The organism is Neobacillus sp. DZ-9 (genome assembly GCF_059587065.1).
This window is the reverse complement of the sequence record NZ_JCAIOL010000003.1, coordinates 724,195-748,100: the sequence shown is the minus strand read 5'-3', so window position 1 is coordinate 748,100 and position 23,906 is coordinate 724,195. Positions and strand designations below refer to the sequence as shown.

11 protein-coding genes are annotated in these 23,906 nt (G+C 35.7%); 10 read left to right on the top strand and 1 reads right to left on the bottom strand.

Annotated features, from left to right (window positions below; genetic code table 11):
• The 4 genes from AC59HZ_RS11890 (at position 1) to AC59HZ_RS11875 (ending at position 9,728) form a co-directional block, all read left to right on the top strand.
• Positions 1–1,359 (top strand): alpha-1,3-galactosidase-related protein, encoded by a 1,359-nt coding sequence (locus AC59HZ_RS11890; RefSeq protein ID WP_496545999.1) that lies wholly within the window; start codon positions 1–3, stop codon positions 1,357–1,359.
• 154 nt (positions 1,360–1,513) lie between these two features.
• Entirely contained in the window at positions 1,514–2,290 is a 777-nt protein-coding gene (locus AC59HZ_RS11885) for a TIM barrel protein (RefSeq protein ID WP_496545998.1), read from the top strand.
• A 106-nt stretch (positions 2,291–2,396) separates the two neighbouring features.
• Entirely contained in the window at positions 2,397–2,777 is a 381-nt protein-coding gene (locus tag AC59HZ_RS11880) for a Gfo/Idh/MocA family protein (RefSeq protein ID WP_496545997.1), read from the top strand.
• Between the two features lie 2,100 nt (positions 2,778–4,877).
• Complete coding sequence (locus AC59HZ_RS11875) at positions 4,878–9,728, top strand: S8 family serine peptidase (RefSeq protein ID WP_496545996.1); 4,851 nt, start codon at positions 4,878–4,880, stop codon at positions 9,726–9,728.
• 388 nt (positions 9,729–10,116) lie between these two features.
• Here AC59HZ_RS11875 and AC59HZ_RS11870 read toward each other — a convergent pair whose 3' ends face one another.
• A complete protein-coding gene (locus AC59HZ_RS11870) occupies positions 10,117–11,013 on the bottom strand; it encodes a LysR family transcriptional regulator (protein WP_496545995.1) in 897 nt (298 codons plus the stop codon).
• Positions 11,014–11,697: 684 nt separating this feature from the next.
• Here AC59HZ_RS11870 and AC59HZ_RS11865 point away from each other — a divergent pair.
• From AC59HZ_RS11865 to AC59HZ_RS11840, 6 genes are all read left to right on the top strand, one after another.
• Complete coding sequence (locus AC59HZ_RS11865; protein WP_496545994.1) at positions 11,698–12,270, top strand: TetR/AcrR family transcriptional regulator; 573 nt, start codon at positions 11,698–11,700, stop codon at positions 12,268–12,270.
• 71 nt (positions 12,271–12,341) lie between these two features.
• Positions 12,342–14,771, top strand: coding sequence for a YhgE/Pip family protein (locus AC59HZ_RS11860; RefSeq protein WP_496545993.1), 2,430 nt, complete (start codon positions 12,342–12,344; stop codon positions 14,769–14,771).
• Between the two features lie 331 nt (positions 14,772–15,102).
• Positions 15,103–20,283: an endo-alpha-N-acetylgalactosaminidase family protein gene (locus AC59HZ_RS11855; RefSeq protein ID WP_496545992.1), complete on the top strand. Its 5,181-nt coding sequence runs from the start codon at positions 15,103–15,105 to the stop codon at positions 20,281–20,283.
• A 40-nt stretch (positions 20,284–20,323) separates the two neighbouring features.
• A complete protein-coding gene (locus AC59HZ_RS11850; protein WP_496545991.1) occupies positions 20,324–20,476 on the top strand; it encodes a hypothetical protein in 153 nt (50 codons plus the stop codon).
• 28 nt (positions 20,477–20,504) lie between these two features.
• A complete protein-coding gene (locus AC59HZ_RS11845; RefSeq protein ID WP_496545990.1) occupies positions 20,505–22,280 on the top strand; it encodes a cache domain-containing sensor histidine kinase in 1,776 nt (591 codons plus the stop codon).
• 2 nt (positions 22,281–22,282) lie between these two features.
• A complete protein-coding gene (locus AC59HZ_RS11840; protein WP_496545989.1) occupies positions 22,283–23,899 on the top strand; it encodes a response regulator in 1,617 nt (538 codons plus the stop codon).
• The last annotated feature ends 7 nt before the right edge of the window (positions 23,900–23,906 follow it).

The window sequence follows — 23,906 nt, the reverse complement described above, 5'->3', positions numbered from 1 at the left end:
ATGATTGTAAGTGTAGAACAGTTTGGCGTGAAACCTGAACCAGGGCATGATAATACATTTGCCCTAAGGAAAGCACTTGATTATTGCAAAGGGCTGGACGTGGCAACACTAGTTTTTCCTGAAGGCTGCTATCATTTCTGGCCTGATCAGGCAGTGGAAAAAACATTATTTATTTCTAACCATGATCAGGAGGGGATTCGAAGAATAGTTTTTCAATTATCAGAAATGAGTGAATTTACCATAGATGGACAGGGATCCGAATTTATTTTTCATGGTCCAATGATTCCCTTTTTTATCGATCATTGTAAGAACACTAGAATTCAGAACGTGATTATTGATTGGGATGAACCGATGTTTGGCCAAGGAGTGGTCACGAGTGTAGGTGATGACTCATTTGATGTCAAAATACATGGGGAAACTCCCTTCAAGGTAGAGGACAATAACTTATGGTTTGCCTTTGGTGGAAAACAGGAACGGGTGTGGGGAATAAACGAATTTGATCCCCGGACAAAGGCACCCGCCTATCAAAGCGGGGACAAGTTAAGCTGGGGTTTTTATAACCATATACATGTAAAGAGTACGGAATCGGGCAGTGTTATGTTTTATGGGGAAAAGATACAAAAACCTAAAGTCGGGAATGTCGTCATCATGCGATTTGGAAGAAGGGAAAATCCCGCGTTCTTTCTGAAGGATGGAGAAAATATTCATCTGAACTCCGTAGACGTTTATCATGCGCCTGGTATGGGATTGATTGCCCAAAAATGTACGAATATTTCTCTTGATCATTTCAATGTGCAGCTAAAGCCGGGCGGCGAGCGTTTCGTAACGGCCACAGCGGATGCTACTCACTTTGTATATTGCCGTGGCAAAATATCAATGAATCATTGCTTATTTGAGAATCAATTAGATGACCCATGCAATGTACATGGCATTTATGCAAGAATCGCAGAAAAGAAGAATAAGCATCAGCTTCTGGTTGAACTTGTACATGGAATGGCCAAAGGCATTGAAATAGCATCACCCGGGGATATACTAGGATTTGTTAGCCGAGAATCATTATTGACTTATGCAACTGTAAAGGCAGCAGAGGTAGAGATGATTAATAAGGATTATCTCCTATTTACGTTCGAACAGCCGCTTCCTGAGATGGTGCAGATTAATGATGTGATCGAAAATTTATCATGGAGTTCGGATTTGATAGTTACTAATAGTGTGGTACGGGCAAATCGTGCACGCGGATTCTTAATCACGACAGCTGGAAATGTGTTATTGGAACATAACCAAATCAGCGCCCCTGGTTCAGGTATAAAAATATCCGGAGATGCCAACTATTGGTTTGAGTCAGGAGCAGTTTTGTAGAAGATGAAGTCTTCATTAACGCAGTTCTTACAGGAGATTCTTCAAAGATTTTATCTGATTATCGAGATGCGCTGATTACTCATAATGTAACGTTAGCAGCAAATAAGTCTGCGGAAATTGGAAAACCAATTTATTTGAAGGAGTTGTCACATACATGAAATACTCTCTTTGCATAGGAGCTTACAAAGGAAAAGATGTTATTTATCATCTTGAAAAAATAAAAGAACATGGATTTAACGGTCTAGAGTATTATGGCTGGTGGGATTTAAATATTAAAGAGGTTGCTAAGGAACAAGAACGAATTGGGGTAGGAATTATTGCTACTTGCACAAAATTCTTTAATTTAGTAGATGAAACGAGACGCGCAGAATATATAGATGGCCTGAAGCAAACAATCCAGGCTTGTAATATACTAGGAACAAAGTCGATTATTACTCAAACAGGAAATGTAATCGATGGTATTCCTCGTAAAACACAACAACAAGCGATGGTTGAAACCTTAAAGCAGTGCGCACCTCTTTGTGAAAAAGCTGAAATTATCTTAGAAGTTGAACCACTAAATGGTTTAGTTGACCATAAAGGACACTTTCTTCAATATTCGGATGAGGCAGTTTCCGTCATAGATCAAGTAAATAGTCCAAATGTAAAGCTGGTATTTGACGTTTATCATCAACAAATCTCAGAAGGCAATGTCATCCGAAATGCAAAAAACTATATTGATAGAATTAGTCATTATCATATCGCTGATAATCCTGGTAGAAATCAGCCAGGTACAGGTGAGTTGAACTATATCAACATCTTAAACGCCATAATAGAAACAGGTTTTGATGGATATGTAGGTCTAGAATGTGGGTATACAATTGATACAGACGAAGCATTAGTGGAGTTTAAACAAACTATTTTAAGAAATGTGGAGACATTGACAGTATAGATGTTTCGATTGACAGCTAAAACCTATACACATAAATTGTTTTTTACAACCAAGTCCTTACCATATGCGAAAAAAAATTCTAATTTGAATAAGGAGTTATTCACCTATGATAAATGTCGCCTTGTTAAGTAAATGGCATGTACATGCGGATGATTATGCTCATCAAGCGAAGCAAAATGAAAACATAACGATTAAAGTAGTTTGGGATGAAATTGCTGAACGCGGAAATGAGTGGGCCCAAAAGCTTAGAGTCCCTTTTGAAAAAGATTTAGTAAAGGTGTTAGAAGATCCCGAAATAGATGCTGTAATTATAGATGCACCTACAAATCTTCATAAGGAAATTATTATACTTGCTGCAAAACATAAAAAACATATTTTCACAGAAAAAGTGTTAGCGTTTACACTATCTGACAAGGGTTTGAACCAGTGTCACTTGGTGGCAATACAATCATTTTCCATCAATTACATTAGTGTAAATCATATATAGAAAAAAATTTGAGGTCATTATGACCTAGGTGACCTCAAAAAAAATAAATAAAACACATGTGTCCTATTATTAAATATGTATCCTTACTCGCAGTCTGACTGTGCAAATTAAATGCGCCTGACCACATAATATTTTTCCTTGAAACTTCCCCCAAAACCTCCCCCAACAAATTGGGGGATAATACATTATTCTACAAAGCAGACAAAAATAAAAAACCCTAGAAGTTGAGTAATATCAACGTTTCTAGGGTTTTCATACCTGCAGTTTACAACTCGTATTAATTAACAAGAGTAATACTCAATGGTTTTAAAAACGGTTTGCTCGTTATTCATGTCAATACTATTAAGCATAGGTAGGATCGTTTCTTACCTAATTATTTTGGCAGCTGATTATCTTGTTGCTTTTTAGATTATTATCAGGTCATAAAGGTCCTTGATGACCTACATGACCTAAAAGAGGTTGATAATATAGCGCCTATTTTTATAAATCAAAAATAAATATGGTTTGGTGCATTGGTGCCATGCCTGGTGCCCAAATTTTTAAAATTACAAATCACAAGAAAACACAGGGAAGCAAGAAAGCTTGATTTATCAATACTTGAAGGTACTTCAAGACACTAGAAAAACAGGTGCCAGCAAACTTCAAAACTGCTTGAGACCTGCGTGCCAGGTCTGGTGGGTTCGATTCCCACGCAGTCCCGCCAACTATCCAATAATGACGCAGTTTTCACGGTGATTGGTACCGTGATGTTGTCGCTGATTGATATCATTCACTTACACAGTTTTCGGCCAGTTTCACGAAAGACTATGAAAGACTGTCAATTAAGACTATGTTAATAGTCACTCGAAACTGTATAGGTTATTTCGTTCGTCCTCTTACGCTAATTTTAAGACGATGTCGATCCGTTTAGCTTGCAGCGTATACTCGGCCATTCGCATATGAATATGGTCCGTCGTTACGTGTAAATGACAAACTTAGATGTACAAAATCAACATAGTACTCATTCTCCGTTGAATTAAGTATTTAAATAACGATGACATTAGCGTCAGCCTAACGAGGGCTGGCGTTTTTTTATATTTAAATAGAACGTATATTCGTTTATTGTTAAGGTATTTAGAACGAAGGAGTGAAAAGTATGTCTATACTTGATTGAGGCTTTAAGAAGTGGCAGGTGGCATATTTCATGAAAGAACAAGTAAAGATGCATCGAGACTTAAGGCGAGAGATCACAAATCAGCCAAGTGCTTCTTGAAAAAAGCCTTGGCTTTTTAGTATGTTTTCCATCGATTGTTTAGTTTTAGTATAAGATGCGATTTCTCTAGAGAATAAATACGCTTTACTCTTTTTTATTATATCTGTAGACCATAACCAGATTTTTTGGACTGGTGCATATTTGTATAGTGCTGAATATCAATAAAATAATGTTATGGTAACCATAACATTTTGTAATTTTACAAAAAATTCATAAAAATTTAATATTTTAATATAAGTTGCAGCAGCCAAGAACACGAATTAAAGGAACTTATATTAATTTTTGATTGGGGTGCAAGAACTTCAAAGCACTTGCAATGAACCTCTAAATCTTAGACATACTGATTCTATTACTATAAAAAAGAGTCATGATCAGTATGGGAAATGCTTTGAGTTATTTGTAGGGGGGACATTTTTTTTATTGGCAAAAAATAAAGAGAAGGGGAGAGGCGATTGAAGAAACGTCAAAAATTGAAAAAGTTCACAGCGATAGGGTTGGCATCATTATTAACCATTTTAGGTTCAGCGACTTTTGCAGGTGCTGCAAGTGTATAAACTGTAAAAGTAGAATCGGTAAAACCTGATGAACTGATTAGATGAGACCGCTCAGATCAAGAGACTGCGGTAGTACCGACAGAACTAAAAGAACACGACAAAGTTCGTGTTATCGTTGAGGAGCAGGAGATTTAGCAATCTCCTATTCTATTGAAAAAGGTGTAAAATATAAAGATTTACCAAAAGCAAAAAAAGTAGAGTTGCAGACAGAAATTGGAAAAAACGGATTCAATTATCTCAAAGGAGGGAAAAGGATTAGTTAGGTAAATTCAATCTAAATATGGAGGTATAAACATGATAAAAATCTACAAAAAATGGCTTGCATTGTCGATAGCTTTCATACTTACCATAAGTTCATTTGCTGCACCAGCTGGAAATTATGTTAAGGCTTATGCAAAGGACAATATTGAGACAAGCTATAACCGGGAAGCTAAAGAATTAGAGAATAAAATAAGTCCAGAACTTAAAAAAGAATTTGCCAACAAGTCTCAAACTACCTTTCTTGTTAAATTTAAGGATCAGGTAGATACAGTAAAGGTTGCTAATGAAGCTAAGGCTAAGAATAAGCAACTATCAAATGTAAAAAAAGAGTTAGTAGCTCGTTCATCAATCGTTTCTGAATTAAGAATTAAAGCAGATTCATCACAGAGAAATTTGAAGAAGTATTTAGAAATAGAAAAAAGAAACGGAAATGTAAAGGATATTAAATCATTTTACATAGTAAATGGTATGGCAATTACAGCAACAGAGGAAGTAATGAATAACATAGCGGCTATGCCTGAGGTTGAAAGTATCAAACCTAATGGCATTACAAAGTTAATTGAGCCCGAAAAAACTACTGAAGTTAAAGTTCAAGAGACTAATAATGTAGAATGGGGCCTTGAAAAAATTGGAGCTCCTGATGTTTGGGGTTTGGGAATAGATGGAACAGGAATAGTTGTTGGTAGCATAGATACAGGAGTCCAGTGGGATCACCCTGCATTAAAGACAAAATATAGAGGATATGACCCAGCTAATCCAGCTAATCCAAATAATGAATACAATTGGTTTGATGCAACTGCAAATAACGGTTCAGCACCATACGATGATCTTGGTCATGGAACTCATACAGTTGGTACTATGGTTGGTTCAGAACCAAATGGTACAAATAAAATAGGTGTTGCGCCAGGAGCAAAGTGGATAGCTGTTAAGGCATTTACAGCAGATGGTGGAACAGATGAAGATTTAATAGAAGCAGGTGAATGGATGCTTGCTCCTAAAGATAAAAATGGAGTACCACATCCAGAAATGGCTCCTGATGTAATTAATAACTCATGGGGAGGAAATCCTGGAATAGATGATTGGTATAAAACTATTGTAACAAATTGGCGAGCAGCAAATATATTCCCGGAATTTTCAGCAGGAAATACAACCCCTTACAATCCTGGTGGGCCTGGATCAGTTGCTAATCCTGCAAACTATCAAGAATCCTTTGCAACAGGGGCAACTGACATAAACAACAACTTAGCCAATTTCTCATTAAGGGGACCATCACCATATGGTGGAATACTTAAGCCTGACATTTCAGCACCTGGAGTTAATATAAGATCATCAGTTCCAGGCGGTAAATATGAGGGGGGATGGAATGGAACCTCGATGGCAGGTCCACATACATCAGGACTTGTAGCATTATTACTTCAAGCCAATTCATCTTTAACAGTTAGTGAGATTGAAAGAATAATAAAGGAAACAGCAACTCCTTGTACTAACTCTCAATATCCTGAAACCCCTAACAATGGATATGGATATGGTGTAATTAATGCATTTAAGGCTGTAACATCAGTTATGACAGGACTTTCTGATATTAAAGGCCAAGTATCAGAAGATGCCGAGGATACAGTTCCGCCAACTTTTAATCATATACCTGTTAAAGAGGCATTCGAAGTGGATCAAAAATTAACAATAGATGTACAAGATAATATAAGCGTTGATTCAGTTGAGCTTCAATATAAAAATAATCCAGCAGATGAGTGGACAACAGTTCCAGCTGAAAGGAAGAGTGGGGACTACAAGTCAGGAAGCTATGAAGCTGTAATTCCAGCTGATAAAGTAGTATCAGGATCAAATATAACTTACAGATGGAGAATAGTAGACTATGGAAAAAATGAGGTTATAAGTGATATCTATACAATAATTGTTAAAGATGCACTTACAATAGGATACTTTAATGATTTTGAAACAGATATAACAGGATGGCAAATGGTCGGGACTGATCAATGGCAGTGGGGAAAACCAACGACAGGACCTATGGCAGCAGCCTCGGGAGAAAAGGTTTTAGCTACTAATCTTGAAGGAACGTATTCAGAAAATCAAGTAATGGGATTGGTATCGCCTAATATTGTCCTGCCGCAAGGACCTGCTTATTTACAGTTTAAAAATTGGTATGATCTAGAAGAAAAGATTGGCAAGGGAAAAGTTTTGGTTTCAACTGACGGCTATGATTTTTATAGTGTAGCTGAATATACAGGCACTAAGACAGGCGGATATTCAAATGAAGAAATAGATTTAAGCGAATATGCAGGAAAGAAAATAAATATAGCATTTCTATTTTATTCTAATAACTCCAATAATCATCAGGGATGGTTTATAGATGATTTTAGATTAACAGATAAATCTGCAGCAATAGGTAATACATCAGTTTTAAGCAATGGCCCTAAAGAACATATTAGCTTAACAGATCTACCTGCAGCATTAGGTGACACATCAGTTTTAAGCAACAGCCCAAAACAACAAATAATAAATCCTAATGCAAATATAGAAACAATTCCATTATCAGCAACAGTGTCTATTGTTGAAAATGGTCGTTCAACAAAAACAAATCCGCATGACGGGTCATATAGTTTTAAGGTTAAAGAAGGAGAGTATACATTAAGAGCTGAAAAGTATGGATACTATCCAAAGGATGAGAAGGTTCAAGTAGCAGCTAACCAAGTTCTTGAAAATACAAACTTTACAATGGTTCCAATACCTAAGGGAACATTAACAGGTAAAATCACTAATGCCCAAACAGGAAAGCCTGTGAAAAACGCTAAAGTTTACGTAATTGAGGATGCAGCAGTAGCACCAGTTACAACTGATGCAGAGGGTAATTACTCATTAACTGCATATGAAGGAAAATATACAGTACAGGTTATAGCAGAGAACTACTTTGATGAGAGATTTACTGTAGATATTACGGGTAAGAAAAATGTTACACATGATCTTCAGCAAAAACCGTTTATAAATTTTTCAGGAGAGATAGGCTATGATGATGGAACACCAGAATATTCAGTGGCTCAATGGGAAGCAGGAGGTGGCTATGCAGTAAGAATGTCACTTCCGGAGGGACAGTCTAAAGGAATAGTAACTTCTGGATTATTTATGCTTGATGCAACATTTGGAAATACATTTAAGGTGGCAGTTTATGATGCAAGTGGAAAGGATGGCTCCCCTGGAAAAATGATAGCAGGGCCGTTTAATGCAACTACTTCTAAGGAGAAAAAAGGGAAATGGACAGTCGTTGATTTATCCGCGCAGCAAATCGTTGTAACAGGCGATTTTTATATGGTTTTAATACAGGATAAGATGGCTCCTATAAGCCCAGCAATTGAATTGGATAAAAATTCAATAGCAGCACAAAGATCATGGCAGCTTATAAATGGTCAATTCACTTTAGCGAGTAAAGATTATGGAAACATGATGATTAGAGCAACAGTTAAGCTTGAAGCACTAGCTCCAGTTATAACATCACCAGTAGACAACCCATATGTAAATAATGAAAAAGTAACAATAAAAGGTATGGCGGCTCCAGGAATGGACGTTCATATATTTAGCAAAGATGAAGATATAGCAAATGGAAAGACAAATGATGATGGAAGCTTCTCAATTGACGCTGTACTTCAAGAGGGAGTTAATATTCTAAAGGCAAAAACTATAACAGAACTCGGATCTACTCCTTATTCGAAGGAAATAAAGGTTATAGTAGACAAAGCAGCACCAGTTTTAGAAATTACAAGGCCACAAAATAACGCAAATATAAATGATCAGGTTATAACTGTAACAGGAACAGCTAAAGATGATTATTTAGAATATGTTGATGTTAACGGAACAAAGGCAGACATAGATTCAAATGGAAATTGGACAGCAAAGCTTATGTCCAAGGAAGGGAAAAATGTAATAAATGTTGTTGCTAGAGACAAGGCAGGAAATGAAACAGTTAAGAGCGTAACTGTAAATGTAAAATATTCAATAACAGGTATTACTAATTTGAAACCAGATCAAGATTTAAAATTAAATTCTGGTGATGCAGTTAAGGTTGAGTTTGATTCAGAATCAGAATTAATGAAAGCAGTATTTAGAATTATTTCACCTATAGGTAATGTAAATGAGCCTAAGGGTATACAAACAACAACTGGTTCTGCCATTGAAATGCCAATGATAGAGGAACTAGATGCAGCTGGAAAAGGTACAGGTCATTATGTTGGACAATGGATTGTTCCAAAGGAAAAGGACATTGTATTAAACGGCGGACAGATAGAGGTTATAGTTGAGGATAATAATGGAAATGAAATGACCATGTTGTCTGAAGGAAGATTGTATGTTAATTCAAAAGTAGTAATACCAGGACCACCAAAGAAATCAGGCTGGGTTAAGGAAAATGGTAAATGGGTTTATTACGACACTACGATCTTCCAGAAGAAGGTTGGCTGGTATAAGGTCGGTTCGACCTGGTATTTTGCTGATAGAACGGGTGCGATGCAAACCGGTTGGGTAAAGGACGGGACGAATTGGTATTTCATGAACAGCAGTGGTGCGATGGTGACTGGCTGGTTGAAGGTTGGCACGGTGTGGTACTTCTTTAATGGCAACGGCGTGATGGCCACTGGCTGGATGAAAGCTGGTTCGGTGTGGTACTTCTTCGCTGATAATGGAGCCATGAAGACGGCCTGGTTGAAGAGCGGAATGAATTGGTATTATTTTAAGAGCAGCGGTGTGATGCAGGTCGGATGGTTGAAAATCGGCAATGTCTGGTACTACTTCAACAATAACGGCGTCATGGCGACAGGCACCTTAACCATCGGCCGCATATCCTACCTCTTTGATAAGAACGGGGTTTGGATTAGGTGATGCCAAGAGGCATTGGGTATAGTGCAGAAATAGCATAATAAATGACCTCGGTGAGGTTAGAACAATGGAAAGTTGAGTAAAAAAATGACAAAAGGCATCCGAAGAGGTTAGTTCGGAATGCCTTTGTCAACAACCTGATATAAACCCATTCGGGTTTATTTGGTATGCGTACTTTTAGACATCTGTAAAAGGTTATGAAAAATTACTTGGAAAACCTTAACTTTTATATAAAAATGAATCTTAAGTTGATAGATGTGTGTAGTTACCCCATATAGAAAAAGCCATCTTTTATATTATCCCTCTTCAAATATTGTGTAATACCCACTTATGAAAAGTGAGCTTTTTACACTGTCTACTTAGGATGGATAAAATCATGAATATTAGCTTCTTAATTCCTTTTTAAATCGGATAAAAGGTTACTCGTAAATTGTTCTATAATATTAGATACCTCCGCATCTTTTCTGGTTAATCTCCAGAGGTAATTGGAAAGAGTAGTGTTTTCATTGATTGAAATCGTTATGACTTTATTTCTTATATGAGAAGGCATTGAGTGAACAATATAATTTGTTGCGATGGTTATTGCATTCCCATGAACAACCATTTGTAATAAAGCATCCAGATTATTAGTTATTAAAGCAATTCTATTCGTTAGATCATCTAAAAATAGTTTTTCAGCAATTATTTTTGCATAAGGGTCATTGTATAAAACAATCGTTTCATTTTTTATGTCGTCACTCGAAATAGTATTGTTAAACTGTAATGCAGAGCTTTTAGGTACCACCAGTACTGCTTCATCTCGCATTACTGGTTCCCAGTTTAAGGTCTCATCATGATTATTCGTACCAAATGATACAAATCCCATATCGGCATGTCCGTTCTTAACATGATCAAGAACCACAGCCGTATCTCCTTCCACCATTTGAACATTTATATAGGGATAAATCTTTCGGAATTCCAAAGTAGTGTTTATTACTTGTTGAACCATACCTGGGATTGTGGCAATGATTATATTGCCATGTTTTATATTTTTCGATATAGAAATATCATATTTCATTTTATCGACAGTTTTTAGAATGGAAACAGCATGTTGAATGACTTTTTTTCCTTCAGTTGTTGGAACGACACCTTTCCTTGAACGAGAAAAGAGTGATACCTCCAATTCGGTCTCTAACTGACTAATCGATATACTTATGGCAGGAACTGTCATGCCGTTCTTTTTTGCAGCATCTGTAAAAGAGCCTAGCTCACCTACATCAATGAGGTATTGAAGTTGTATTATATTCATTTTCCTTCACCTTAAATAATATTTAATCTTATTTTTTTTTGTTAAATTTATTTTAACAAAATTTTATATTAGTATACATACGTACCTTGATTAAAACTGAAAATAAAGATTTTAATAAAAATAATATTAAGCGATTAAGTATTTACTATTTAGGCAGATACTTAGTCGCTTTTTACGTTCTTGAAAGAAAAAAGCCATGACAAATACAAGTTTATCAATAGTTAAATAAAATTTAATAATAATTAAATTTTATTAAATTTATTTTATATAATATCTTTGTTACTATATATATATAACCTCATTAAATTCCAAATATATGGTTTAATAACTAATGGGGCTGCTTTAATAGTAAAAAGAATTATTGAGTGTCAAAAAGAATTAAACTTGCAAAGGAGAGGGAATTATGTCATCTAGAGTAGCTATTATCACCGGTGGAGCAAGTGGTATAGGATGACAAACAGCTTTAATGTTTGCTAAAAAAGGAGGTAACTAATATATTTTGCTCTTAAGTAGATTTCGTTTTTTAGGGTTTTATTCAAGATATGGCCACCAGCAACTCGCTTAAGGTTGGTTTGATAGAGTCTTTGTATCTAGTTTTTTTTATGGAAAGAAATAGAAAGGTATGATACGGGTGGGCTCAAAGGTAGGAAAGCTATGTTTGACCACTATAAAGAGGTGTTCAACGTGTTGATCGATCGAAGGCAAAAAATTATTGATGCTGCGACACATTCTTTTTCAATCTTTGGTTACAAGGCAACAACAATGGATCATGTAGCAAAACTGGCCAATGTAGGTAAAGGTACTATTTATAATTTTTTTGAAAGTAAAGAAGAATTGCTTGATGAGATTATAAAATCCTTGATTATAGAAATAAAGGAGGAGGCGGAAAAAGCATTTAATCCGGAATTATCTTTCATCAATAATCTTCATAATTCCCTTTATCGTATTCTTGAATTTCGACTAAAGCACCAATTGACAATTAAACTAATTCAAGAAGAAAAAGAAATCGGAACGAAAGCTGTTCTAGAAAGTATGGAAAAACTTGAACAGGAAGTTGTTCAATATATTACTCAAAAGATAAGAATGGCGATTAATGATGGAAAAGTCAATGATTGTGATCCAGAGTTAACGGCGTTTATCATACTAAAATTGTACATTTCACTTATTTTTGATTGGGAAAAACACCATAATCCGTTGCAAAAAGAAGAAATTTTAAGAGTTTTTGAGATGAATATTTTCCATGGATTATCTAATTAGGATATTCCTATTTTTAAGTATCAAAATGACTGAATGGCGTTTATGGTCATTTATTCAAAGGGGCGTATTTTGTGAAGAACTTTCTACTAAAAGCAGAATTAAGGGAGATATTTACAAATAAAAAAATATTAATCCCGATTATTGCTGTGTTGTTTGTACCTGTTATGTATGCCGGAGTGTTCTTATGGGCATTCTGGAATCCTTATGGTAAATTGGATAAATTGCCGGTAGCTGTTGTCAACTCCGATGCAGGGGCAAATTTTGACGGGGATCATTTGAAGATTGGTAATGATCTAGTGAAAGAACTTAAAGATGGTAAGAATTTCAAATTTCATTTTGTTGGAAAAAAAGAAGGTTATCAGGGGCTTAAAGATGAAAAATATTATATGCTGATTGAGATTCCAAAGGATTTTTCAAAAAATGCAACAACGCTTCTTGATCACAACCCGAAAAAATTGAAGTTGATTTATGTACCGAATGAGGGTTACAACTTCCTGTCTTCGCAAATTGGTAAAGCAGCTACGGGAGAAATTAAAACGGCGGTTTCCCAAAAAGTAACAGAGACATATGCTGAAACGATGTTCTCAAAAGTGAAGTTGCTTGCTAACGGAATTGAAAAAGCAAGTGATGGTGCTGGGAAGCTAAAGGATGGTACTGTTAAGCTAAACAATGGAGCAAAGGATTTAAAAAACGGACTGACCACACTTGCTGAAAAATCAATTGAGTTTGACAATGGCATGGAGAAAGCCGATTCCGGTGCGAAAAAACTCGCTGCAGGCTCTGATCAATTAAACAATGGGTTGGCAACTCTTGCTCAAAAATCAATTATATTTAATAATGGCATGCAAACAGCCAATTCCGGAGCCAGTCAGATTGCCAGCGGTTCGAAAAATTTAACCAACGGCCTTGGACAGTTACAGACCGGTCATAATCAGTTAGAGGCAGCATCGGGCCAATTAGCTGAGGGAAGTAAACAATTAGCGGATAATTTGAAAAAGTCTGATGAGGGAATTCAAACGATGAACAGCCAAATGCCTAAGTTGGTGAAAGGGACGGCTGACCTACAAACAGGTGCTGAAAATCTGTCAAAGGGCATAGATCAATGGCAGCAAGGATCGGATGCAGCAGTGACGGGTGCAGAACAAGTTAATCAAGGAATTGTGGCTTTGAAACAACAATTGGAAACGTTGATGCAGTCGCCTGCTTTCGCAGCATTCCCAGCCGACCAAAAAGCTGCTTTGGCTAAAGGATTACAGGATTTGGAAACAGGAAGTGCTAATTTAGCATCTGGTACAAAAAGTTTAAATGAATCTGCCGGACAGCTTTCAAGCGGTGCTTCGACCATTGCCGAAAAGTTAGGCGAAGTTAATCAAGGTCAAGTTGCTTTGAAGGAAGGAATTGCCAATCTTGCAAACGGTAGTCCTCAGCTTGTAGCTGGTGCTGATAAACTTGCTGCTGGAGAAGGAGACTATACTGCAGGAATGCAGTTATTTGGGCAGAAGCTTGCAGAAGCAAAAACCGGAGGGGATCAATTAACGGCTGGAAGCAGCAATTTAGCAAGTGGTATGACCCAGTTAGCCAACGGTTCTAGTGCAATTGTTTCTGGAGCTGGGCAATTGTCCAACGGGTCTCAGAATCTAGAAAAGGGCGCTTCAGGCTTATCAAACGGAACGAAACAGTTAGCATCAGGAGCTCAAGCCATGACATCAGGAGCAGGACAGTTAGCTGATGGTTCGAAACAATTAGCAAATGGAACGAATGATCTTTCAAACGGTTCAAAGCAACTAGCCGGAAAATTGGCAGATGGCTCAAAAGATGCATCAAAGGTGCATGCAGATAAGAAAACCTATAATATGATGGCCGATCCTGTCAAGCTATCTAATGAAAAAATTAACAAAGTTCCAAACTATGGAACAGGTTTTGCGCCATATTTCATTTCTTTAGGATTGTTTGTCGGTGCATTATTAATCTCGATTGTCTTTCCATTGCGTCAACCAGCCGTTTCACCTGCCAGTGGATTTAGCTGGTTTGCTGGGAAACTAATCATCATATCGATGATTGGAATCATCCAATCTTTGGTTGTGGATTTTATTGTGCTTAATGGATTAGGATTGCACGTTCAAAGTACGCCAAGATTTATCTTGTTTACAATCCTGACAAGTTTGACTTTTATTACACTCATTCAGTTTCTGGTTACTGCATTAGGGGATCCGGGGCGTTTTGTGGCAATCATACTGTTGATTTTGCAATTAACAACAAGTGCCGGGACATTCCCGCTTGAATTAACTCCAACATTCCTGCAGCATTTCAATGCATTTTTGCCAATGACCTATTCGGTTCGCGGATTTAAAGATGTTATTTCCAATGTGGATATTGGAATGATGTGGAAAAATGCAGAAGTCCTTGTTCTCTTTATAGCGATGTTCATGCTATGTTCTCTTACGTACTTTACTATGCGGTTTCGCCATGATTATAAAAGAGTGGAAAGTCAAGGAGTATGATTAGGGAAGACTGGAGAAGATAACCTTATTTAAAGCAAAAAAGATGTGGGTACCTAAAGCTTAAGCTTAGGGCCCTTTTTTGTGTAAAACTGGTAAATGCTCTTCCGAGGTAAACACCACTGGTAATATCCTCTTTTTCCGTTGTCGTTCCTTTTTCTTACTATCAAAAAACAAAGATAAGTCAAAATTCAGTTAAAATATATCATTAAGTATTAACTTAGTTTGAAATAATATTAAATTAGCTGGAAATTTGCAACATAACACATATTTTGAGTATTTAGGGAGGTGCAAGGGGTTGCCTGAAATTATTAATAAGAGAGGGGGAAAGTGTATGAAGAAAAGGAGAAATTTAAAAGTTTATAAAAAAACTATTAGTTTATTTTTATCATTACTCTTGGTTACACAAGTATTTGCTTTTAATCTTCCTTTTTTGTCTACAGCATATGCTGCCAATGCCGAGCAGCTCAATCAGTATGATTGGGAAAATCCATATGTACAAAATTTCGATGATGGAAGTATTGGAGGTTGGCAAGCTGTTGTTGGTACTGCTTCAACACTAGCGGTAGAAAATAATCAAATGAAAATGATAAGAGGAATGAATAATAATCTTATAGCTGTAGATCAAAACTCACCTCAGCTCGCAGATGGTGACTATGAATTCCAATTTACGTTAAAGAATGGTGATTCTAGAGTAGGTGCTATATTTAGATATACGTCACCAAGCTCATGGGCATTTGCAGGATACAACAACAATGATGGAACATGGCTCATTGAAAGTCCTAATGGTTGGAAGGATGGTATACCAGGTCCAAAGCTTTCTCCGGACAAGCAGTACACAATGAAAGTTAGATTTATTGGCAATAAAATTACTTTATGGCTTGATGGGAAGCAGGTCTTTGATGAAAGTGTATCTCTGACAGGTTTCCCTACAGGAGCAGGAAAAATAGGAGTTAGAACATGGTATGATAACAAGACGCTTCTATTTGATAATTTTAAATATTCCACTCCAGCTCCAGCAGAGCAGCCAGGAGTAAGGCTAATCACTGATACGGATGTTATTTCATCTAATGCTATGAATGTAACAATAGATAAGCAATTTCCTAATGTGGTAAAGTATGAAAAAAATTCTGCTGTAATGTATGGAACTAATTCAAGCATGGATGTAGTAAAGATTAATGGTAAGGAATATAAGCCGCAAGTACAATATACTAAGAATAATAACTCAGCGGAATATACACTTGTGTTTAACGAGATAAATGTAACTATGAAAGCTAAGCTTCAGGTTAAAGATAATATACTGAGTATGGATATTACAGATATAAAAGAAAATGGAGATACAAAGGTAAATTCTATAGAAATTCCAAACCACAACTTATTATCTGTAAGAAGTACCCAGAATGGAGCAGCTTTTGCTGGTTCACGTATGTATACTAATGCTTTAACTGGCAGCGGCGATGTTTTTGTACCAGTGACAGGAACTCCTGCTATTGATGCAACAGCTAAAAATTATATATACGGCATACTAAACAATAGTGAGCTTTCTGGAGCAATTTGGACAAATGCATTACCAGATTATTCATCTGATAATGATAATGAACGAGTTGTGAAGCAAACAGTAAAACAGGATGGATACTATCAGACTGGACTTTGGAGCAGCTCATGGCTTTATCGTGCAGAAGGTATGAATACCACGGAAGCACCACCAAGTGTTAAAGTAGTTATAACTGGAGATGCTAACGGAGATAACACTGTTGATTGGCAGGATGGAGCAGTTGCATTTAGAAGCATTATGAATAATCCTGTTGGTTCAGACCGTGTTCCTGATTTGGTTGTAATGCGTATTCCATTTAATTTTGCAAGTCAGGCAACCAATCCTTTTCTGAAGACACTGGATAACACTAAGAAGGTTAACCTAGCTACAGATGGTTTAGGCCAGTGGGTAGAGCTTAAGGGATATCAAGGAGAAGGGCATGATCAGGCTCATTTGGATTATGGTGGGCACATTGGTGTACGTCAAGGTGGAGCTGTGGACATGAATACTTTAGTGAATGAAGGTCATAAATACAATGGCTACTTTGGAGTTCATATATCTGCCACTGGCTCAAATCCTGAAGCTAATGCATTTTCAGCAGTTATAGATCCTAATAATCCTTTAAAGCCCGGCTGGGATTGGCTTGATGAGTCCTATGACTTTGATAAGGCTACTATGCGTGTAGAAGCAACTACTGATGCTAGATTAAATCGTTTAAAGGTATTAAAGGCGGAAGTTCCTAACTTGGATTTTATTTATGCGGATGCATTTTATGAACAAGGCTTCAATGCTAGAAGATATTCACAGGAAGTAAACTCACTGGGTTGGTCTGTTGCCACTGAGTTTCCAAATGTACTGGAATATGATTCTACTTGGAACCATTGGGCTGTAGACTACGACTACGGTGGAAAAGGCACGAAGGGTTACAACAGTCAGATTGCAAGATTCATAAGAAACCAACAAAAGGATACTTGGATTGCAAGAGATCCACTTTTAGGTGGCACAGAGATGTGTGATTTTGAGGGATGGCAAGGAAGAGTAGATTTCAACAGTGCTATTAAAACCACCTTTGAAATCAATTTACCTACAAAGTATATGCAAAATTTCCCAATAATTAAATCGACAAATGATACTATTAATTTTAAGAATAACGTAACAGTATCAAACGCAAAAGGGGAAAGAGTTATTACAAAGGACAGTAAGTCAATACTTGAGGGAGATATTCCATATGATAGATACGGTAAAGCTTCTAGTGGAAATCTTAAATATTTGCTTCCTTGGAGTCCAACGACTGAAGACAAGCTGTACCACTGGAACAAAGATGGAGGAAGTAGCACGTGGGAACTTCCTAATAGTTGGGCAGGACTAAAGACAGTTAAATTATATAAGTTAACAGATCAGGGAAGACAAGCTATCGGTGATTTAGCAGTAACAAATAATCAAATTACAATTACAGCAGAGGCTAATACACCCTATGTAGTGGACAAGGGAGAAGTAGCTCCAACTCCAGTAACCAACCTTAATTTTGGTGAAGGCGGGTTAGTCAAAGACCCAGGTTTTGAAAGTGGAACATTAAATAATTGGACAGTAACTGGAACCGGAGTTTCTGTAGTGAGAAACAGTAATGGAGATTATGAATTGAAGACAAAAGATAGTACTGCTGAAACTGTAAGTCAAAAACTTACTGGATTGACTGCAGGTACCTATTCAGCTTCTGTAAATGTACAAGTGGATGGCTCACGTATTGGTACAATAGGAGTTAAAGATTACGGAGGAGCCGAGGTTTCAAATTATGCTGATGTTTCCTTTGCGAAAAATTATATAGGTGCTGACTCAAAACATGACACCAATATGCAGAGAATGAGAGTTTTCTTTGAAGTACCAGTTGGACAAACTACAGCAACGCTATATCTTAAAACAAACAGTGGTTCAGGTGCTGTTACCTTTGATGATGTACGTGTTGTTAAGACACAAAGGGCACCAAATCCTACAAGTGCATATTTTACTGAGGACTTTGAACATATAGACCAAGGTTTGTATCCATTTGTAATGGGTAATGCAGATGGAGTGGGTGATCCTCGAACACATTTGTCAGAACTACATGCCCCTTATACACAGAAAGGTTGGAATAACAAAGCTGTAGATGACGTTATAGATGGTCATTGGTCCCTTAAGGCACATAAGGAAGGAACAGGACTGGTGATGCAGACTATACCTCAAAACTTAAGATTTATTCCTGGGAAATTTTACAAAGTAACCTTCAAATATGAGAATGAGACAGCAGGTAGTTATGCTTTTGTAATTGGTGATGGAAATGAGGTAATATCAACTAAAAAGTTTATAGCTGCTGATGTGCCTACTACCTTTAGTAAAGCATTTGAGGCAAGTGAGTCGGGTGAATCTTGGATTGGAATTAAAAAGAGTACAGGCGCAGCATCAGATTTCATTCTTGATAACTTAGTGGTAGAAGAAATTGATTCATTACCACCAGTTGAGGATGAGGATATTACACCTGTAGATCTCAGTAAGATACCACAGTCAGGTATGAAAGCTTCAGCTACAAGCGAAGAGACTGAGGGCGAAGACAACTCAGCATCAAAGGCCATAGATGGAGATGAAGGGTCGATATGGCATACAAAGTGGGATTTATCAAATCCACTTCCACAGTCATTAACAGTGGATCTTGGTGGAAAATTTGACATAAACAAGGTTGAGGTAACACCAAGGCAAAGTGGAGACAACGGAAAAATCACGAAATATGAACTATATGCAAGCAGTAATGGGAAGGACTATACAAAGATAGCTTCTGGAAGCTGGGATAGAACTTCAGATGTGAAGGTTATATCTTTCGATAAGATTGCTGCTACCCATATAAAGCTTACAGCACTTGAAGGTGTTAATGGATGGGCGAGCTTGGCAGAAATTAATGTATTCAGAGAGGCTCCTTCAATAGTAAATATAGACCCTGTAGAGGTAGTAACTGAAGTAGGTAAGGCACCTAAGCTTCCACAGAATGTAAATACAAAGCTTAGTGACGGAACACAAGTTAGTCTGCCTGTAAAATGGAATGCTATAACTAAGGAACAATATTCAACAGCAGGCACTTTCAACGTTGATGGATTTGTGAACGGTACCCAGACTAAAATTACCGCTACAATAACAGTAAAGCCTTTGCCAGTGAATATTATCAGTATTAATCCTATAAATGTTACAACAGTGGTTGGAACAGCACCAGTACTTCCATCAAAGATCACTGCAGAATATAGTGATAAATCAACTAAAGAGGTTACCGTAGTTTGGGATAATATTGATCCTTCAAAATACGCACAGGTAGGAAGTTTCACAGTAAATGGGACAGTAAATGGTACAGCCATAAAGGCAGTAGCTAATGTAACTGTAAATAAGGCTACCCCAAGTGTAACTACTTGGCCAACAGCAGTAGATATTACCTATGGCCAAAAATTGAAAGATTCAAAGCTTAGCGGCGGTGCTGCTTCAGTAGATGGTACATTTGCATTCATTGCCCCAACTACTGCACCAAATGCTGGTACTCAAAGCTTTGATGTAATCTTCACACCGACAGATTCAACTAATTACAATACTGTTTACGGTAAAATTAGTGTGACTGCAGTATACAAATACAGTGGAGTTCTTCAGCCAATTAATGCTGATGGCACTAGTGTGTTCAATGCAGGTAGTACAATACCAGTGAAGTTTACTTTGAAGGATTATTCAGGAAGTTATGTATCAACTGCTAATGCAACATTATCTTATGCTAAGCTCATAAATAATGGCTTTGGAACTGATGTTAAAGCTATTTCTACCAGTGCTGCAGCTAATGGAAATGCATTTAGGTATGATTCAACAACTAACCAGTATATATTCAATATGAGTACAAAGAGTTTCACCGCAGGTACTTATAGAATAACTATCACTCTTGATGATGGAAAATCATATTCTGTGCAAATTAATCTCAAATAAATAATAGTGTATAGGAAAGAGGATGACTTTCTCTCTTTCAATGCTAGATTCCGTGATTAAAAAGAGCCAGCGATTAGATTTGCTGGCTCTTTTCATGTCATATGTTGGGCTTGGACTAATCATCAGCACTATAGGTATAGGTTTATTCGTAGATGCTCTTTCATATTTATATTTATTATATATGCCAATTTAACTATTATTAAAATGAGAGGGGGAATTATATGATAAAGAGTAGAAGTATGTCGAAAAAGTTTATAAGTAGCTTTATTTTATTTATAGTTATACCCTTTATAATCACTTGTGTTGTTGTTAATAAGCTTTATGAAGGCGTTTTGGTTTCTCACTACAATGAAAAGACTCAGCAAATTATGGAACAGCTATCAATGGATATTGAGCTTGAGTTAAGGCGGATATCCCTCAATGTAGCAAAGGTTTCAAATGAAAATGAACTATTACCCCTTGTAAATAGTTGGTATGAGGAAAAGGATTCTGTTAAAAAGCTTGAAATTTCCACAAAGATAGAATCAAAGCTTGATTATTTATTTGCCTATCAAGGGGAGATAAATTCAATATCATTTTTTTCAAAGAATGGCCAGATATTTAAGTATAAGGACCCTCTATATAAAATTGATTCTGATGTAAGAGACAGTTCATTATATAAGAAATGTATAAAAAATAAAGACAAAGTATTTAGTATAAATAATTTAAATTGCTCTGATGGTGTAAATGCTAATAGAATTGATTTTTTAGTTGGAATTAGTCCCGAATACAGTTGGTACAATTCAGCTACTGAGTTTATATATTGTGAAATTAAAGCAGAGTCACTAAATTCTATCTATTCAAGATTTACAAATGATTCTGAAGGAAAAATGATTATCGCTGATCCTAAGGGAAATATTGTAATATCACCGGATAAAAGTTTGCTTGGAAAAAATGTTTCTCAAGTAGAATATCTTAAGGATATTAACAATAAGGACAATAATTTTAATAAGTCTAATTATAAAAAAGACAAAAAGTATATATCAAAATACACCTCAGAAAAGTCAGGATGGACTGTTATCAATGTAATTGATGATAAAGCATTAACAAAGGATACAACTAACATTATGAAAATACTATTTGCCATATTTGTAGTATTCAATTTGTTTTTTATTTTATATTGTAAAACTTTCTTTAAAGATATTTTAAAGCCAATAAAAGAACTTATAAAAAAAATGAAAGGTATTAAAGATGGAAGGCTTGATGAAATCACAAATATAAATACTAGTTTGGAAGAAATTAATGAGCTAGGAAGCAACTATAATAAGATGATTAATGATATTAAGAACCTTATGGTAGAAAGGGATTTGAAGGAAAGAGAACGTTCTAAGGAAGAAATAAAGGTCTTACAAGCTCAAATAAATCCCCACTTCATTTATAATACCTTAAATGTAATTAAATTAATGGCTATGATCTCAAAGGCAGAGAGCATACGAAAGGTAACAGATTCCTTTATGAAGCTTTTATCTGCAACCTTTAGAAGTGAATCTACCTTTATTACTGTAAGAGAAGAATTGGAATATCTTGATCATTATGCAGAAATAATGAAAGTTCGGTTTGGAGATGATTTCAATTTAGTAGTTAAGGTGGAGGAAGAAGTAAGAAATCTTTATATTATAAAATTGATATTACAGCCTATAGTTGAGAATGCAATCGTTCATGGAATTAATGAAATTGATGGAGAAAAAAATATCATTATAACTGGATATGTGTCAGAGGAAAATCTTATCTTTGAAGTTGAAGACAATGGTAGAGGCATCACAGAAGAAGAAGTTGAAAGAATTTTTACAAGTAAAGAAAAAAGCAACACAAGCTTTAATCATATTGGAATAAAAAATATTGAAAGCAGGATCAGACTGAATTGTGGACAAGGGTATGGAATAAAAATAGAAAGTGAAAAGAATAAATTCACAAAAGTAAAACTTATACTTCCTATTCTAATGAAAAAGGAGAGCTAATTATGTATAAAATGCTTTTAGTTGAAGATGAGCCTATTGTAAGACTTGCTTTAAAGTCCTTGATAGATTGGAATAATTATGGTTTCGATGAGGTTTTAGAAGCATCTAATGGAAATAAAGCTTTAGAGATAATAAAAGCTAGAGGGGATATTGATATAGTCATAACAGACATTAATATGCCTGTTATGAATGGCATTGAGCTTATTGAGGAAAGTAGACGGCTTGGCATTAATACTGAGTTTTTAGTGTTAAGCGCTTATGATGATTATACACTTGTAAGAAGTGCCTTTAAGCTCGGAATAAATGATTATATTTTAAAAACAGAAATGGAACCGGATAAAATTCTTAAAATGGTTATGGCTTCTTTAGAGGACAAAAAAAGAAAAAAAGGTAGTAAAAATCAAAGTGTTAATAGAAATGAACTAGTTAGGAAATTAATTGCTGGAGATTTTTCTGAGAGGGATTTGGAGAATAGTGTACTAAGATTAAAAGGAGAAAATTATATTTGCTGTTCTCTACTTATTGACAGTTTTTTGATGGTTAAGAAAAGGTATGAAGATAATGATCTTAAGGAACTAATGAGTTCTGTAACAAATGCTGTTATTCAACTGTTTGAAGTAGGAAATATGGGAGAAATTCTACCAATGTCTCCAGAAGAATATGGGATTATTTTAGCCTTCGACAATTCATATGTTAACGGTATAAAGGAAAAACTTTCAGATATTTTAAATAAAATAAGAAATGCTCTTTTAAATTTCTTAAATATTGAAGTAACTATTGGTATAAGTGAGGTTAGCAGCGATATCACAAAGATAAGCTCACTAATTGATGAAGCACAGAAAAATGCTAGATTTAGATTTATTTATGGAAAGGGAAAAAATATTTATCCTGAGAATGTAGAAGAGTTTAATAAGATAAAGAAAAATAAGAATAACAATATAACTCAACAAATAGTTAGAGAAATGAGTAAGGACAATGGGCTTTTAGAAGCGTTGGATAGGTTAGATGAAGAAAAGTGTTTAGAAGAGATGAAAAGGGTTTTTCAGTTGAATGAACTATCCGGAGCAAGTGAAATTGAAAGCTTTTATATTTATTATTTAGAGATAGTAATAATGGTAATTCACTACATAATTAAGGATGAAGATAATCTTGAAGCTATTATTGAGGAAGATTTGGATTTTTATAGAGAAGTAAGAAAATTTGATACTAAATTAGAAATTGAGGAATGGATCCTAATGCTTCTAACAAAAGTTATTAATTCTTTAAGAAAAATAAACCAGAGGGAGAATGCGGCAATTAAAAAGGCAAAAGATTTTATTCATAAGAATTATGGTGATAGAGTTACCCTAGATATGGTAAGTAAATCTATAGGCTTTAGTAAGGCATATTTCAGTAAAATATTCACAGAAGAAACAGGGTATAACTTTACCACATATTTAACGAATATAAGGATAGAAAAGGCCAAGGAGTTTTTAGCTAAAACTGATATGAAGATATATGAGATATGTGATAAAATCGGTTATCCTAACATTGAACATTTCAGCAGAACCTTTAAAAAACTTGTAGGCATTAGCCCTATGCAGTATAAAAATGACAGAATGAGAAGGTGTTCCAACTGAAAGGAGG